Here is a 15,160-nt window from a genome sequence, read left to right on the forward strand (position 1 = left end):
GCTGCAGCACTAAAGGGCGGAAACCCTCTAACACTTAGCACTCATCGTTTACGGCGTGGACTACCAGGGTATCTAATCCTGTTTGCTCCCCACGCTTTCGCGCCTCAGCGTCAGTTACAGACCAGAAAGTCGCCTTCGCCACTGGTGTTCCTCCACATCTCTACGCATTTCACCGCTACACGTGGAATTCCACTTTCCTCTTCTGCACTCAAGTCCCCCAGTTTCCAATGACCCTCCACGGTTGAGCCGTGGGCTTTCACATCAGACTTAAGAGACCGCCTGCGCGCGCTTTACGCCCAATAATTCCGGACAACGCTTGCCACCTACGTATTACCGCGGCTGCTGGCACGTAGTTAGCCGTGGCTTTCTGGTCAGGTACCGTCAAGGTGCCGGCAGTTACTCCGGCACTTGTTCTTCCCTGACAACAGAGTTTTACGATCCGAAAACCTTCATCACTCACGCGGCGTTGCTCCGTCAGACTTTCGTCCATTGCGGAAGATTCCCTACTGCTGCCTCCCGTAGGAGTCTGGGCCGTGTCTCAGTCCCAGTGTGGCCGATCACCCTCTCAGGTCGGCTACGCATCGTTGCCTTGGTGAGCCGTTACCTCACCAACTAGCTAATGCGCCGCGGGCCCATCTGTAAGTGATAGCCGAAACCATCTTTCAGCATATCCCCATGAAGGGAAATGCATTATCCGGTATTAGCTCCGGTTTCCCGAAGTTATCCCAGTCTTACAGGCAGGTTGCCCACGTGTTACTCACCCGTCCGCCGCTGACTTCAGGGAGCAAGCTCCCATCCGTCCGCTCGACTTGCATGTATTAGGCACGCCGCCAGCGTTCGTCCTGAGCCAGGATCAAACTCTCCATATAAGAGTAAGATTTAGCTCTGATAAAAATAAGATTTACGTTGACGTTTTTGTTCGTTCAGTTTTCAAAGGACAATCTCCGCCGCTCAGAAGCGACTTTATCAATATAACATCTTCAATCGAAGAAGTCAACATCTTTTTTGTTTTTCAAAACTTAAATTCGATGTTTTCGTTTCTTCCTCGTGAGGACAAGTAATAATATATCATGGTGAAATTACAATTGCAATATAATTTTTGAATTTAATTTCATTTTTTTGCCCGCTATTTTTTTCACATGAAGGAATGATTGCAACACTGCTCTGATGTGTTTCCCAATCTCATTCAGGCTGGGCTTCTAAAAAATGCCTCAGCTGGCGCCCCGTATTCCCGCAATCAACACGGAAATAAGAAAACTTAAATGAATGGGTCATACATTAAAAAGCCAGTCCATATAATATAGTAACATATTCGAAAGGTGAGATATATGCTTCAAACCGCCGCACTCTACTTATCATTTATCATGGCTGTATTCTTGTTGGCATTTTCCTATTTCGAAGGAATTAAAATTGCAGACTCGGAAGAAAAGGTCTACGGAGGCACTTTTATTTTCACAACGGTATCCGGTTTTATTTTCTCCGGGCTTACTTATGCATTTATCTAATACCAATTAAAAGTGGCCATCCTGCTGAGGACGGCCACTTTTCAGCTTTGCTGGAATTCCCCTTACCTTAGCTCTAAAAGGCAAGAAGGGGCGCACAAGCAGATGAACGAAGGATAAAGGCATCACAGCCTGTATCTGCTTCTCCTCATTCTTTAAGTTTTATTTTTCAAATCTGTCACTAGTGTACTCCTCCTGCAGCAGCGCAGAAATGACAGCATCTTTGTATATTCCTCTGTGAACAAACCGCTTCCTTAGTATTCCTTCTATTTTAAAGCCCTTTTTTTCAAGAAGCTTTTTAGAGGCAGCATTCTCCGGAAGGCGGACCGCCTCTATCCTGTTCAGGTCCATGCAGATGAAGCCATAGCTGATAATCGCATCCAAGGCTTCTGACATAACACCTTTGCCCCAGGCGTCCGGGTGGAGCTCGTAACCTATTTCCGCCTTGTTATGAAGCTTTTCAACAGAATGGAATCCGCAGGTTCCCAGGAGGGCTTTGTCTTCTTTCCAGCAGATAGCCCACCTGATCTGCATCTCCATACTGTATCTCCACAATAGACTTTCGAGAAGATCTTCTGCTTCACTGACGGACCTAAAGGGCTCAACATCATAAAACCTGGTTGCTTCAGGATCAGAAAATATGCTGTACAGCTTCGGAATATCATCCGCCGCAGGCTTCCTGAGCAGAAGCCTTTCAGTCTCTATAATGGGGAATTCTGAGGCAAAGGCCGCATCAATCCCTGCCATACCAATCACCCTCCTCTTAACAACACTCATCATATACACTAAAAGCTTCATTGCCTAATGGCTTGGGTGATTTCCGCTTGCTTCTGCCTTCTTTGCTTTCCTCTTCATCATTCTCCCATCTGCAAGGAACAGCATGATCCCCCCGATGACAATCATTCCTCCAGCAGCCTGATACCAGGCCACTAACTCCCCTAGCAAAAAATATGCCAGGACAGCAGCACCCACCGGCTCAAAGAGGATAGCCATAGAAATCGTGGAGGTGCTGAGCCATTTCAGGGACCAGTTGAAAAGCGTATGGCCGAGCAGGGTCGGAATAAGCGCAAGGAGAATAAAGTAGACCCAGTCGCTTGCAGGATAAGGTCCAAGAGGCTCACCGGCAGCGATTACATAGATCAAAAGGGTCAAGGCACTTATACTGTACACGGTGAATGTATAAGTAATAAGAGACAGCCTTTTTCGCACTGTCTGCCCAAACATCAGGTAAGCTGTAACCAGTGCACAGGCAGCAAGGGCCAAAAGATCTCCAAACAATGCAGTTCCGCTGACCCTGAAGTCCCCCCAGCTGATAAGTACACTTCCTCCAATTGCGACCACTCCGCTCAATATTGCTTTCACAGTAAACCTTTCTTTGAAAAATAAGTAGGTCCCGGCAAAAGCGAACAGCGGCTGCAAGGTAACAAGGACAGTTGAGCTTGCCACTGAAGTAAAGCGGAGAGATTCAAACCAGAGGATAAAATGAAAGGCAAGGAATATCCCGGCTATGGCCGAATACAGCCAATCCCGCCAGCCAATCTGTTTGAGTTCTGGCCCATATTTAAATAATACGAGAGGGAGCATCAGCAAAACAGAAAAGAATAAACGATAAAAAGCTATCACTCCTGATGGCGCAGCTGAAAACTTAACTAGGATGGCAGATGTGGAAACAGACACCACACCGATCGCCAATGCTGCATAAGGGTTTATCTTTGGCAAGATCGCATCTCCTTCTAAGAAAAATCCAGTACAGCTATAATATTACACTTACCGGTTTTCACATGGCCATCTTTTTTCGCTATGGCAAGTTTCAAATCAAAATGAAAAAGCGCCCGGCCCAAAATGGGACTGGCACTTCTTTGTTCTATTCCCCGCTCTCAACCTCTGCAGCAATCACACCAATCAAAGATTTCATTGTATAGTAAACATCGGTCGTATACATGCTCCTCGTTGTCGTTATCACACAATTGATCAGTATATCATCTGCTTCCTCTTTGACACGGACCCGCTTGATTCCTAATTTCTTGCTTTTTATTTCCTTCATCAGGATTGTCAGGTCCGTACATTTCTCAATATACAGCTTTACCCTGATTTCCTTTTCCTTCAGCTTTTTTGGTCCTACCCGCTCAAACAAAGCAGGAATCATTTTAACTCCAATAATGATAAAAATAACTCCTAATAGTGCTTCTATATAAAAGCCTGCTCCGATGGTAATCCCAATCCCTGCTGAAGCCAGCACAAGAGCAGCTGTCGTCAGCCCGGAAATGGCTTCATTGCCCCTGCGAAGGATTACACCGGCTCCAAGAAAGCCGATGCCGCTGATTACATAAGAAGGAATCCTCCCCGGGTCCATCGGCCGGGAATACTCTTTTGAGTAAAGAAAAGCCGATTCATATGACACAATAGTCAAGAGGCATGCCATAACCGAAACAATCAGGCAGGTCTTGAGCCCGAGCGGCTTTCCTTTCAGTTCCCTTTCCAAACCTATGACAAGCCCTGCCAAAGCTGCGAAGCACAACTTTACAAGCACATCATTTTTTATCACTGTATAAAACATTTCTTCCATAAGGTATCCCCTCTTCTATTTCTATCTATATAAATATTCCAATATAGATAGTTGAATAAACTAATTTTTGGATAAAAATAGCGGTAAGCATACTTTTCTTTTTCCTACTTTATGCAGCCTTACTCTCTAATATTATTGTGTACTTTCAGGATCACTGGCAGAAAACTTTAGGTTTTATTTAAAAAAAGAAAAATTAGAATTTCCTCTTGCATATTTGATCATTTACGGATATAATTTTTCTTGTACCGAATACGGGGCATTAGCTCAGCTGGGAGAGCGCTACGCTGGCAGCGTAGAGGTCAGCGGTTCGAGCCCGCTATGCTCCATATATTCAAAGGCCAGAATCCAATAGGATTTTGGCTTTTTTGTTTTATTAGCATAATAAATATAGTTTTTTAAATACTAATTTTCACTCCATCATGTTATTCAGGTAAAATATACCATGACCATTAACGTGTTTAAGGCACTGCAGAACGGGAATAATGCCCATAACACAATAAAAATGATGGGAGAGATTAGCATGATCTCAACGATTGCTATTTTGGCAGCAGCCTTTACTGCCGCAGCAGGCTTGAATTACTTTGCAGTGAAAGAGGCGGATTTTACTGAGGAAGATTTACTAAAGGATAAATGAGGATGGCCGAATATTTAAATACAGCAGATAAAACATGACCTTTGACCAATTGCAGCAATTGGCCAAGGGTCTTTATTTTTGTATAAATCCTCAGGTTCTATGGAAAGAACCCAGAACTTCGGTCGTTTCTGTAATATTGACAAAGGCCTGTGGATCAACCTCATCAATCATGCTCTTGACTTCTGTCAGCTGATAGCGGGTTATGACTGTCATGAGGATCTTCCTGCCTTCCCCTGTATAGCCGCCCTCCCCATTGATAACCGTAATTCCCCTGTAGATGCTTGAGAGAAGCTTTGCTTTCATTTCTTCTCCTTTGGCTGTTACGATCATCACCGTCAGCTTAATATGCTTCGTATGAATAGTATCAACCACCTTGCCTGTGGCATAGATGGCTACCATTGTGTTCAATGCAGCATCCCAGCTGAAGATGAAGCCTGAAGCCAAAACCACGATTGCATTCATCAATGAAAGAATGGCGCCAAGAGGGAAGTCTTTTTTCCTCGTCAAAAGCATGGCAATGATATCAAATCCCCCTGAGGAGCCTGAAGCCTTGAACACAAGCCCGATTCCTGCCCCCGTCAATACCCCGCCGAATACGGATGACAATATAGGCTCAGAAGAGATTGCGTTGACGGGTATTAAGTAAAGACTGACGGAAAGCGTCAGCACGGAAACGATTGTATAGAAGATAAACCGTTTCCCAAGCTTAATGACCCCAAGGATCAGTAAAGGCAGATTCAACAGAAAGTTGAGGAGGCCTGTATTGAAGGGTGTAATGATGCCGAGCATGATTGCCACCCCGCTCAGACCGCTGCTCAGGATTTCATGGGGGATCAGGAATAGATTATAAGCAAAGCCTACAATCGCAGAACCCAGAATAATGATCAGTAAATTTTTCATATGGCATCCCCCTTTATTTCCACAACAATAATAATTTAATTTATTATAGTAGAGAAATAAAGGAATCCCTAAAAAATAGTGTTTTCAGAATAAATAACTATAACTGGGAATCAGTTTCCTGGTAAAAGAAATTTGGCGTTTTGACTTCATTTTTATAGCTGCTGTGAAAAATATGTGTGGCTGCCGGAGATATGGGCGGGATCAGCCAGGTCCATTCACCCGTTACCGGCCTGCCGCATGCTGATTCTTTTTCTTCAAACAGCCTGAACTGCTGTGCGGCTGTATGGTGGTCAACAATGCTGACCCCCTTCTTTTTATAGGAATGAAGAACAGCTGTATTCAGCTCAACCAGCGCACGGTCCTTCCACAAGGAGGCGTTTCTCTTAGTATCAAGCCCCATCCTGTCCGCTATTACCGGGACCAGATTATACCTGAAATCGTCCGCAAGATTCCGGGCGCCGATTTCAGTCCCCATATACCAGCCATTAAAGGGTGCAGCCGTATAGCGGATTCCGCCGATTTCAAGGCACATATCCGAAATGAACGGAACAGCATACCACTTTAATTGCAGATCGCTGAACCACTCAAACTCAGGATGCTCAAGCGGCACTTCAAGAATATCTTCAGCAGACACATCAAATAGCGCCGGCTTCCGTTCATCTATCTGGACAAGAAGAGGCAGCGGGTCAAACTGCCCGTATTTCCCTTCCCATCCCAATTCACGGCACATGTTCGTCAGTTTGACGGAGGCTGGGTCGCCTATAATCTTTTCACCGGTATCATAGCCCGCATATCTGATCAGCTGGTGGTTAAGAATCCTGACTCTTTTGTTTTTTTCCTCCTGACGGAATACAGTGATGGCAGACCTCACCTTGCCGCCGTTCGTAGCATAGCTGATATGCCTCAGCAGAGCTTGGCCAATTTCGTCTTCAGTCTCAAGCTCCCTTTCATCGAACACTTTAAGGCTGTCCCAAAAGAGCCTGCCGATGCATCGGTTGCTGTTCCTCCAGGCCGTTTTTGCACCATACTCAAGCTCTTCATAGTTGTGATGATAACTGCCTGTACGATCTATCTCATCGAGGATTTCGTTGAGGCGCTGTTCTGTTTCGCTGCTGCTTTTATTCAGCTCTCTATGGCATAAAGCAATAAAGCCCTCTGCTTCCTTCCTCAGTTCCTTTGCCAAAAATTTGCCCCCCTGTCGTGTAGTGATCCTGATGCAATGGCCATTTCCGTTCAGTTCTGGTCTGCAGGGTAGACGATGCCAAGCTGGCTTCTCACAGAATCAAGAATTTCCATGACAGCAAGGGAGTTGGACAATGTGTTCGTTGCCGATTCCAGCTTTCCGCTTTTGACAAGCCCGACGAATTCTTCTGCTTCATAATACATCGAGGCTTCCTTCTGCTCTCTTGTAATTGATTCTGAGCCGCCGCCGCGATAGCGGATTTCAGCCTTTTCCGGCGTATGGATTTTATCGATGACTATATTTCCGTTCTCTCCCTGAATTTCAGCAGGAAGCTGGGAGTCGGTAATTTTAGAATACATGATGACAGCGTCCATCTCTTTATACTTCAATACCATGCTTCCTTCCCCATCAACTCCTGAATTAAGCATAACCCCCTGCGCCTTGGCTTCATCCGGCTTGCCAAAGAGTACCACCAGCGGATAGATGCAGTAGATGCCTATATCCATCAATGCACCGTTGGAAAACTCAGGTTTGAAGGCATTCAGGATTGTCCCTTCCTTGTATGCGTCATATCGTGAAGAATATTGGCAATAGGAAGCAAAATACCTTCTGACCGGTCCGATTTTATCAAGGTTCTCCTGGACAGCTTTAAAGTTCGGCATCAAAGTGGACTTCAGCGCCTCCATCAGTACTACCTTATTCCTCTGTGAAGCTTCAATCATAAGCTTTAGTTCAGCCGCATTGCTCGCTGCAGGCTTTTCGCAGAGCACATGCTTGCCATGTTCCATCATGAGAATTGATTGTTCTGCATGAAGTGAATTGGGGCTGGCAATGTAGACAGCGTCAATTTCACTGCTTGCCGCCATTTCCTCTAAGGACGTGTATGTATATTTCACACCATATTTATCTGCAAATTCCCTCGCTTTTTCTTCTGTTCGTGAATAAACAGCCGTAAGCGAAAAATCCTGCACTTTACCGGCTGCATCAAGAAATCTTTCTGTAATAAAATTGGTTCCAATCACACCAAAACGAACCATTATGGCACCTCCATGAATGCTTATTATTCTCCCCAAAAGGATACAGTATTTCTGCCTATTTCGCCAGCAGATGCAATTTGTGGTTTCTGATTCAGCAGGCTGGGGGAAAATGACTGGAAAAAGGAGGTATGTACGGATGGGCCGATCAGCGCTGAAAGGGAAGGTCGCTTTAATCACCGGGGCAAGTTCTGGAATTGGAAAGGCTGCCAGCATCAGGCTTGCTGAAGAAGGGGCTAAAATTGCTCTTGTCGATGTTAAGGAAGAGTTTGCAAAAGAAGTAAAAGATCATATAGAGTCAGCAGGCGGAGAAGCCATGATCATTGAAACAGACGTTTCTGTTCCATTGCAGGTGGAGGAGGCTTTTCAGAAGGTATCCAGCAGATGGGGGCGTCTTGATATTGTTTTTGCCAATGCCGGGATAAATGGCGTTGTTGCACCTATCGAAGACCTGAGTCCTGAAGAATGGGACACGACCATTTCAACAAACCTGAAAGGAACCTTCCTGACAGTGAAATATGCAGTGCCCCTTCTCAAAAGAGAGGGCGGGAGCATCATCATCACCAGCTCCATCAACGGCAACAGAACCTTCCGCAACTTTGGGATGTCAGCATACAGCACCTCCAAAGGCGGGCAGGTCAGCTTTGGAAAAATGGCTGCTCTTGAATTGGCAGGATACCGCATACGCGTCAACATGATCTGCCCTGGAGCCATCAACACGAATATCGAAGAAAATACTTTTCCAGAGGAAGAAAATCTGAAAAAAGTAAAAATACCTGTTGAATTTCCGGAGGGAAGCATGCCCCTCGAGGACCATCCAGGTTCTGCCGAACAAGTTGCCGACCTGGTCCATTTCCTTGCATCCGATTTGTCCAGCCATATTACCGGCACGGAGGTATACATTGACGGGGCCGAATCACTCCTGTAATTATGCGCTTAATGAAAATGAAAGCCCGGCAGCTGCCGGGCTTTCTTCATGCTATATGTAATATGGCTTCTTTTTTTCAACCTCTTTCCGGGATATCTCCTGTAAAAAGATTTTTTCTTTTAAAGTAAGCTCCCTTTTAAGGTTTGTGCGAAAATAAAGCATAAGCTCCGCATAACTGATATGTATAATCCTCCATTTCCCCTTTCCCTGAGAATCCCAGCACCTTATTTATTTCTCCATTTCTTCTGTAATTCCTTGCCCGCAATAAAATATTTTTCTATATGCATCTGCGTTTATAACAGAGAGAATCATTGGTAAATACAATTGAGAGTATAAGTGCTATTCCTTTTATTTATGTTTTGGAAAAAGGGACTTGGTTCATACTGGTAGGTGTCTGCATTTAGAAGGAGTGAACAGCATGCCGCATTTCATTTATTCCAGTTTTATAAGGCTCCCGCTCGCTATACGGATACTTCTCATTGCACTAATGGTGATTCTGACATTCGGGTTTATCATTTCCATCCTGGAGCCGCATAATTTTCCCACGGTGTTTGACGGAGTATGGTGGGCAGTCATCACAGCTTCCACAGTAGGTTATGGGGATTATGTGCCGCATACCGTACCAGGGAAAGTAACTGGCATTATTTTAATTCTTACCGGGGCGGGCTTTTTGTCAACCTATTTTGTAACTCTGGCTGCGGCTGCTGTAACAAGACAAAATGATTATTTGGAGGGCAAAGTGAATTTTAAAGGAGAACAACATCTAATCATTATCGGCTGGAATGAACGTTCAAGAGAACTTATCACGGCATTGGCGGAGGAGCATAAAGGGGTTTCTATTGCACTTATTGATGAGACGCTCCGATCCAATCCATCCCCGGGGGTAGTTCATTTCATACAAGGACGGTCAAATCAGGATCAGGTGCTCCTGAAAGCAAATATCCGGAAAGCAAACAAAGTAATCATTACAGCCGACCAGAACAGGGATGAACTTCAGGCTGATATGAATTCAATTCTGTCGCTTCTTGCCGTAAAAGGATTGAATCCCGGTGTTCCATGCATTGTCGAAATCCTCACATCTGAACAGGTTGCCAACGCAAGAAGGGCAGGAGCGGATGAAATCATCCAGACGAATATCCTGACCAGCTCCGTTATGATCCACAGCATTTCAGCACAGGAAATGGTCACTTCTTTCCTGGATCTGCTCGGTCACCTGAACGGCAGAAGACTGAGGCTCATGCCGGCCAAGGACTTTGAATACGAGGTGACCTTTACTGATTTAAGTGCGCTGCTGCTGAAAGATGGCATGCTTCTCTTTGGAATAAAAAGAGGAGAGGAAACTTTTGTGAATCCTCCCCACCCTTTCAGCATCGATTCAGATGATGAGCTGATTGTCATTGCCTGATTTAATTCAGCGGTCCAGCAAAAGCGACTCCAGCTCCTGGACAAGCGAGCGGCCGATATCCACGTATTTGTCCGGGAAGCTCGCGTCTTTGTCCACCGGCTCCGAGAATTGGTTAAACGAAGCGGTATGGTTCCATGTATAAGCATGATCATCCAGCCCGCGCTGATATTTATGGGAGAGAAGGAATGGCCGCTCAATTTCAACAGTGCAGCCTCTTGAATCAAGCTGGCCATCAATTGATCTGAAAGGCACGCGCAGGAATTGATAGCCCACTTCATCATCTATCTTATAATCAAAGGCACCATGGTCATATTCCCAGCCGCCTCCAACCGTATAGCCAGCCGGCTTAAGCAGCTGCTCAAGCTTATACAGATCAAAGTGTTTCCCTTCCACCCGGGATGGTAATTCAATCATTTTACAGCACCTCTTTTCTTTTTTTTAGTATCCCCGGTCTGGTTTTATCTATCATATTTTCTCGCGGGAAGGGCTTATTGAGGAAGTCAGCCAGTGAATAAAATAAAAAAGAGTGCTGAACATTTTCAGCACTCTCGTTTTTGTCTCTATTTAAGCCTTTTTTCAAGCTCTGCTTTTTTCTCCTCGAAGCCCGGCTTTCCAAGCAGCGCGAACATATTGACTTTATAAGCCTCTACTCCAGGCTGGTCAAAAGGATTGACCCCCAGAAGGTAACCGCTCATAGCGCACGCCTTTTCAAAGAAGTAAGCGAGATATCCGAATGTATAGGCATCCATTTCAGGAATGGTAACGATCAGGTTGGGAACCCCGCCATCTGTGTGAGCAAGCATTGTTCCTTCAAAGGCTTTGTTGTTAACAAAGTCTACGGTCTTGCCGGCAAGGTAGTTCAGGCCGTCCAGATCGCTGTCAGCTTCTTCAATTGTCAGCTCATGGCGCGGTTTTTCCACCTTGATGATCGTTTCAAAGATATCTCTGCGCCCTTCCTGCACATACTGTCCAAGGGAATGAAGATCTGTAGAGAAGTTGGCTGATGCCGGGAAGATCCCTTTCTGGTCTTTCCCTTCACTCTCGCCGAACAGCTGCTTCCACCACTCAGAAAAATATTGAAGCCCCGGCTCATAGTTGATCAGCATTTCAATTGTTTTTCCTTTATTGTACAAGGCATTGCGGACAGCTGCATATTGATAGGCAGCATTTTCTTCGACTTCAGAGCTGCTGTATTCTTCACGGGCCTTGGCAGCACCTTCCATCATAGCCTGGATATCCGCCCCGCTTGCCGCAATCGGCAGAAGGCCGACTGCTGTCAGTACTGAATAGCGGCCGCCGACATCATCAGGGATGATGAAGGATTCATAGCCTTCTTCGTTAGCCAATGTTTTGAGTGCGCCTCTCGCTTTATCTGTTGTAGCATAGATGCGTTTGCGCGCTTCTTCTTTTCCATACTTTTCTTCAAGCAGACTGCGGAAAATACGGAAGGCAATCGCCGGCTCTGTCGTCGTTCCCGACTTGGAAATAACATTGACTGAAAAGTCTTTTCCATCGAGCAGGTCCATAACGTCCTTCATGTAAGTTGAACTGATATTATTTCCAACGAAGAGCACCTGCGGAGTGGTCCGCTTTTCCTTTGGAAGTTCATTATAAAAGCTGTGCTGCAGCATTTCTATGGCTGCACGGGCACCCAGATATGAGCCTCCGATGCCTATGACGAGCAGCACATCAGAGTCGCTCTTGATTTTTTCAGCCGCTTTCTGGATGCGGGCAAATTCTTCTTTATCATAGTCAGCAGGCAGATCGATCCAGCCAAGATAGTCGCTCCCTGCCCCGGTTTTTTCATGCAGGGAATGGTGGGCAACCTTAACGGCATCCCTTAAATATGTAATCTCGTGTTCACCAAAGAAGCTTAGTGCTTTTGAGTAATCAAAACAAACATGTGTCATGAATGATCCTCCAATTATTTTTATTCTCTTCTACTTTAACGAAAGGTGTGACAGTAATCAAGAAACTAGTCATAATGTAAGCGTGTCCAATTTCGGTTTTTTTTTACACAGGAACCAACTGGAAAAAGTGGAGCAGGAACCTATGTTTTTCAGCTAAAATAAAACCCGGTGCCAGGCACCAGGTTCATTTTTATAAAGAGGCTTTATAGATACTCACGACATCTTCTCGGTTCAGTTTTTTGAAGTTTCCGAACTCGCCGTTGGCCATAGCTTTGTCAGCCATCGTTTCAACGCCGCTTTCATTTATATCATAATCAGCCAGGCGTGATGGAGCACCGATGCTGTTCCAGAATTCCCTCAGCTTTTCAATGCCTTCAAGTCCTGCTTCTTCATCTGTCTTTCCTTCAGGATCTACACCGAAGACACGGACTGCCAGCTGCTTGAATCTGGAAGGCTTCACGCTCAAGTTATGCTTCATCCAGTTCGGGAACAAGATGGCAAGGCCTCCGCCATGCGGGATATCATAAACAGCTGAAACTGCGTGCTCTATATTATGGGTTGCCCAGTCTCCCCGGTAGCCCATTGACAGCATGCCATTGAGAGCCATTGTCCCGTTGTAGAGGATGGTTGCTCTGTGTTCATAATTCTCGAGATCTTCGAGGAGCTTAGGCGCTGTTTCCATTACTGTAAGCAGGAGCCCTTCACACATGCGGTCCTGCAGCAATGTGTTTTCTTCCAGATGAAAATAATGCTCAAACACATGCGACATCATGTCCACAATGCCGTAAATCGTCTGGTCTCTTGGGACTGTGAATGTGTTGACCGGATCCAGAATAGAGAACTTAGGAAAAGTGACAGGGCTTCCCCATCCATACTTTTCATTCGTTTCCCAGTTAGTGATAACAGAACCAGCGTTCATTTCTGAACCGGTTGCCGCAAGGGTCAGTACAGTCCCAAAAGGAAGCGCCTCATTTGCGAAGGCCTTTTTAGTAACAAGATCCCAGGCATCTCCATCATATTTGGCCCCTGCCGCGATTGCCTTTGTGCAGTCGATCACACTTCCTCCGCCGACAGCAAGGATGAAATCAATGCCTTTTTCCTTGCAGATTTCCACTCCTTTATGGACCGTTGAAAGCCTTGGATTCGGTTCAACTCCTGAAAGCTCGGACACTTCCGCACCGATATCCTTCAGCTCAGCCAATACTTTATCATAAAGGCCGCTTCGTTTAATGCTTCCTCCCCCATATACCAGCAGTACGTTCTTTCCATATTGGGGAATCTCATTTTGCAGCTCCTTCAGCGTATCTTTGCCGAAGATCAATTTTGTCGGATTTGAAAATGTAAAGTTTTGCATGAAAGCATCCTCCTTTTCTTCGTTATTATTATCTGTTATTTGCCCTTGTAATGCAAAAAGTACGTTTTTTGATATAGAGCTTGGGAACACTAAAAACAAAGTCATTAGAGCATGAATAATTACTGGATGACTGTATCACATTAGTAAAGAAAGAATAACAAAAGGAGGAAACAACATGAGTGCCATTCAACGCATTGCACTGGTTTTAACGATCATTGGTGCTATCAACTGGGGTTTAGTCGGCTTCTTCCAATTTGATCTTGTTGCAGCAATTTTCGGCGGACAAGACTCTGCTCTTGCCCGCATTGTGTATGGACTAGTAGGTATCGCAGGTCTTATCAACCTCGGCCTTTTATTCAAGCCAAGCGAAGAAGTAGAACGTGCTCCTGAAACAAATCGTTCATAATTCGGCTGGCGCCGGATCCATTGAGGATTCTAATGGAAAAACTCCCCCGCTGCCGGGGGAGTTTTTGTGTTTTTAGCTCAATACTTTTTTGATTTTTTCAATTGCCCAATCAAGATCTTCTTCACTGATCACCAGCGGCGGCGCAAAACGGATGACCGTATCATGTGTCTCTTTGCAGAGCAGCCCCTCTTCTTTCAAGGCTTCGCAATATTTGCGTGCAGGCTCCGTCAGCTCTACACCGATAAACAGGCCCCTGCCCCTCACTTCTTTAATGACCGGGTTCTCGATTTCTTTAAGCTTGGACATAAAATAACCCCCGAGCTTCCGGGATCTTTCCGCCAGATTTTCATCTACCAGAACATCCAGCGCGGCTACTGACACTGCACAGGCCATCGGATTGCCTCCAAAGGTTGAACCATGCGAGCCAGGATTAAAAACCCCAAGAACATCCTCATCGGCAGCCACACATGAAATCGGGAATACTCCGCCTCCAAGCGCCTTGCCGAGAATATACATATCCGGCTCAACACCCTCCCATTCACAGGCGAACATTTTACCTGAACGGGCCAGGCCAGCCTGGATTTCATCGGCGATGAACAGAACATTGTTTGTGCGGCACAGATCGGAAGCCTGCTTCAGGAACCCTTCTTCAGGGATAACAATCCCGGCTTCCCCTTGGATAGGCTCGATCAGAAAAGCTGCTGTACGATCAGTGATCGCATTCTTCAACGCTTCCAGATCACCGTATGGGATAAGCTTGATGCCAGGCAGCATCGGCCCAAAGCCCCTCTTGTATTCTTCTTCAGAAGATAGCGAGACGGCTGTCATCGTCCTGCCATGGAAGTTCCCGATGCAGGCAATGATTTCGGCCTGGTCCCCGGCCACCCCTTTACGGTCATATGCCCAGCGGCGCGCGGCCTTCACAGCTGTTTCAACCGCTTCTGCGCCCGTGTTCATCGGCAGGACCATTTCCTTGCCTGTCAGCCCGCTGACCTTTTCATACCAAGGCCCAAGCTGGTCATTATGAAATGCGCGCGAAGTCAGGGTTACCCGGTCTGCCTGATCCTTCAAGGCCTGTATGATCTTCGGATGGCGGTGGCCCTGATTGACGGCCGAGTAGGCGCTGAGCATATCCATATACCGCTCACCTTCAGGATTCTTCACCCAAACCCCCTCAGCTTCTGAGATAACGATCGGAAGAGGATGATAATTATTTGCCCCAAACTTTTCTGTCTGCTGAATTAACTGGCTGCTGTCTGCCATATAATGATTCCTCCATTCACACTTAGAAATTGTCTTTTTCATTGTAACGTTAATAGGCTTCCCTTTAAAGGGAAG

15 protein-coding genes, 1 tRNA gene and 1 rRNA gene are annotated in these 15,160 nt (G+C 45.9%); 6 read left to right on the plus strand and 11 right to left on the minus strand.

The genetic code is table 11. The features are described from left to right. A 16S ribosomal RNA gene (locus FZD51_RS23040) occupies positions 1-869 on the minus strand; the annotation flags it as partial. Positions 870-1,328: 459 nt separating this feature from the next. On the opposite strand from FZD51_RS23040, the gene FZD51_RS26335 reads away from it, so the two are divergent. Next, on the plus strand, positions 1,329-1,505 hold the full coding sequence (locus tag FZD51_RS26335) for a hypothetical protein (RefSeq protein ID WP_187445869.1): 177 nt from the start codon (positions 1,329-1,331) through the stop codon (positions 1,503-1,505). A gap of 159 nt (positions 1,506-1,664) precedes the next feature. On the opposite strand, the gene FZD51_RS23045 is transcribed toward FZD51_RS26335, so the two are convergent. The 3 genes from FZD51_RS23045 to FZD51_RS23055 all read right to left on the minus strand — a co-directional run bounded on the left by FZD51_RS23045 (position 1,665) and on the right by FZD51_RS23055 (position 4,068). Then, entirely contained in the window at positions 1,665-2,249 is a 585-nt protein-coding gene (locus tag FZD51_RS23045) for a GNAT family N-acetyltransferase (protein WP_187445870.1), read from the minus strand. Positions 2,250-2,303: 54 nt separating this feature from the next. After that, positions 2,304-3,212 carry a DMT family transporter gene (locus tag FZD51_RS23050; RefSeq protein ID WP_187445874.1) on the minus strand — a complete coding sequence of 303 codons (909 nt, stop codon included), beginning with the start codon at positions 3,210-3,212 and terminating at the stop codon, positions 2,304-2,306. 154 nt (positions 3,213-3,366) lie between these two features. Continuing rightward, the gene (locus FZD51_RS23055; protein WP_187445871.1) at positions 3,367-4,068 is read right to left on the minus strand and encodes an MgtC/SapB family protein; all 702 of its coding nucleotides are present in this window, start codon (positions 4,066-4,068) and stop codon (positions 3,367-3,369) included. Positions 4,069-4,321: 253 nt separating this feature from the next. On the opposite strand from FZD51_RS23055, the gene FZD51_RS23060 reads away from it, so the two are divergent. Together FZD51_RS23060 and FZD51_RS23065 are read left to right on the plus strand one after the other, a co-directional pair. Further along, a tRNA-Ala gene (locus tag FZD51_RS23060) sits at positions 4,322-4,394 on the plus strand. A gap of 116 nt (positions 4,395-4,510) precedes the next feature. Further along, positions 4,511-4,702, plus strand: coding sequence for a hypothetical protein (locus tag FZD51_RS23065; protein ID WP_009795390.1), 192 nt, complete (start codon positions 4,511-4,513; stop codon positions 4,700-4,702). A 90-nt stretch (positions 4,703-4,792) separates the two neighbouring features. Here the strand turns inward: FZD51_RS23065 and FZD51_RS23070 are convergent, their stop codons facing one another. The 3 genes from FZD51_RS23070 to FZD51_RS23080 form a co-directional block, all read right to left on the minus strand. Then, a complete protein-coding gene (locus FZD51_RS23070) occupies positions 4,793-5,602 on the minus strand; it encodes a YitT family protein (RefSeq protein ID WP_009795391.1) in 810 nt (269 codons plus the stop codon). Between the two features lie 97 nt (positions 5,603-5,699). Next, positions 5,700-6,785 (minus strand): nitric oxide synthase oxygenase, encoded by a 1,086-nt coding sequence (locus tag FZD51_RS23075; protein WP_148976875.1) that lies wholly within the window; start codon positions 6,783-6,785, stop codon positions 5,700-5,702. 50 nt (positions 6,786-6,835) lie between these two features. Further along, on the minus strand, positions 6,836-7,822 hold the full coding sequence (locus FZD51_RS23080; protein WP_148976876.1) for a Gfo/Idh/MocA family protein: 987 nt from the start codon (positions 7,820-7,822) through the stop codon (positions 6,836-6,838). Positions 7,823-7,958: 136 nt separating this feature from the next. On the opposite strand from FZD51_RS23080, the gene FZD51_RS23085 reads away from it, so the two are divergent. Next, positions 7,959-8,747: an SDR family oxidoreductase gene (locus FZD51_RS23085; RefSeq protein WP_148976877.1), complete on the plus strand. Its 789-nt coding sequence runs from the start codon at positions 7,959-7,961 to the stop codon at positions 8,745-8,747. 418 nt (positions 8,748-9,165) lie between these two features. Beyond that, positions 9,166-10,152, plus strand: a complete 987-nt coding sequence (locus FZD51_RS23090; protein ID WP_148976878.1) for a potassium channel family protein — start codon at positions 9,166-9,168, stop codon at positions 10,150-10,152. Positions 10,153-10,158: 6 nt separating this feature from the next. On the opposite strand, the gene FZD51_RS23095 is transcribed toward FZD51_RS23090, so the two are convergent. From FZD51_RS23095 to FZD51_RS23105, 3 genes are all read right to left on the minus strand, one after another. After that, entirely contained in the window at positions 10,159-10,566 is a 408-nt protein-coding gene (locus tag FZD51_RS23095) for a YugN-like family protein (RefSeq protein WP_148976879.1), read from the minus strand. A 146-nt stretch (positions 10,567-10,712) separates the two neighbouring features. Further along, a complete protein-coding gene (locus FZD51_RS23100) occupies positions 10,713-12,062 on the minus strand; it encodes a glucose-6-phosphate isomerase (protein ID WP_148976880.1) in 1,350 nt (449 codons plus the stop codon). Between the two features lie 190 nt (positions 12,063-12,252). Continuing rightward, positions 12,253-13,416 (minus strand): iron-containing alcohol dehydrogenase, encoded by a 1,164-nt coding sequence (locus FZD51_RS23105; RefSeq protein ID WP_148976881.1) that lies wholly within the window; start codon positions 13,414-13,416, stop codon positions 12,253-12,255. A gap of 175 nt (positions 13,417-13,591) precedes the next feature. On the opposite strand from FZD51_RS23105, the gene FZD51_RS23110 reads away from it, so the two are divergent. Further along, positions 13,592-13,822: a DUF378 domain-containing protein gene (locus tag FZD51_RS23110; protein ID WP_009795402.1), complete on the plus strand. Its 231-nt coding sequence runs from the start codon at positions 13,592-13,594 to the stop codon at positions 13,820-13,822. 72 nt (positions 13,823-13,894) lie between these two features. Here the strand turns inward: FZD51_RS23110 and FZD51_RS23115 are convergent, their stop codons facing one another. Next, positions 13,895-15,085 carry an ornithine--oxo-acid transaminase gene (locus tag FZD51_RS23115; protein ID WP_148976882.1) on the minus strand — a complete coding sequence of 397 codons (1,191 nt, stop codon included), beginning with the start codon at positions 15,083-15,085 and terminating at the stop codon, positions 13,895-13,897. Between the last annotated feature and the right edge of the window lie 75 nt (positions 15,086-15,160).

Source organism: Bacillus infantis (assembly GCF_008180445.1).
In the GTDB taxonomy this organism is placed as follows: domain Bacteria; phylum Bacillota; class Bacilli; order Bacillales; family Cytobacillaceae; genus Bacillus_AB; species Bacillus_AB infantis_B.

Bases quoted from the DNA above. Each gene is read 5' to 3' on its own strand.
- FZD51_RS23085 (WP_148976877.1), top strand. From the start codon at position 7,959: ATGGGCCGATCAGCGCTGAAAGGGAAGGTCGCTTTAATCACCGGGGCA.
- FZD51_RS23045 (WP_187445870.1), bottom strand. From the start codon at position 2,249: ATGGCAGGGATTGATGCGGCCTTTGCCTCAGAATTCCCCATTATAGAG.
- FZD51_RS23095 (WP_148976879.1), bottom strand. From the start codon at position 10,566: ATGATTGAATTACCATCCCGGGTGGAAGGGAAACACTTTGATCTGTAT.
- FZD51_RS23065 (WP_009795390.1), top strand. From the start codon at position 4,511: ATGACCATTAACGTGTTTAAGGCACTGCAGAACGGGAATAATGCCCAT.
- FZD51_RS23110 (WP_009795402.1), top strand. From the start codon at position 13,592: ATGAGTGCCATTCAACGCATTGCACTGGTTTTAACGATCATTGGTGCT.
- FZD51_RS23100 (WP_148976880.1), bottom strand. From the start codon at position 12,062: ATGACACATGTTTGTTTTGATTACTCAAAAGCACTAAGCTTCTTTGGT.
- FZD51_RS23115 (WP_148976882.1), bottom strand. From the start codon at position 15,085: ATGGCAGACAGCAGCCAGTTAATTCAGCAGACAGAAAAGTTTGGGGCA.
- FZD51_RS26335 (WP_187445869.1), top strand. From the start codon at position 1,329: ATGCTTCAAACCGCCGCACTCTACTTATCATTTATCATGGCTGTATTC.
- FZD51_RS23105 (WP_148976881.1), bottom strand. From the start codon at position 13,416: ATGCAAAACTTTACATTTTCAAATCCGACAAAATTGATCTTCGGCAAA.
- FZD51_RS23070 (WP_009795391.1), bottom strand. From the start codon at position 5,602: ATGAAAAATTTACTGATCATTATTCTGGGTTCTGCGATTGTAGGCTTT.
- FZD51_RS23055 (WP_187445871.1), bottom strand. From the start codon at position 4,068: ATGGAAGAAATGTTTTATACAGTGATAAAAAATGATGTGCTTGTAAAG.
- FZD51_RS23090 (WP_148976878.1), top strand. From the start codon at position 9,166: ATGCCGCATTTCATTTATTCCAGTTTTATAAGGCTCCCGCTCGCTATA.
- FZD51_RS23080 (WP_148976876.1), bottom strand. From the start codon at position 7,822: ATGGTTCGTTTTGGTGTGATTGGAACCAATTTTATTACAGAAAGATTT.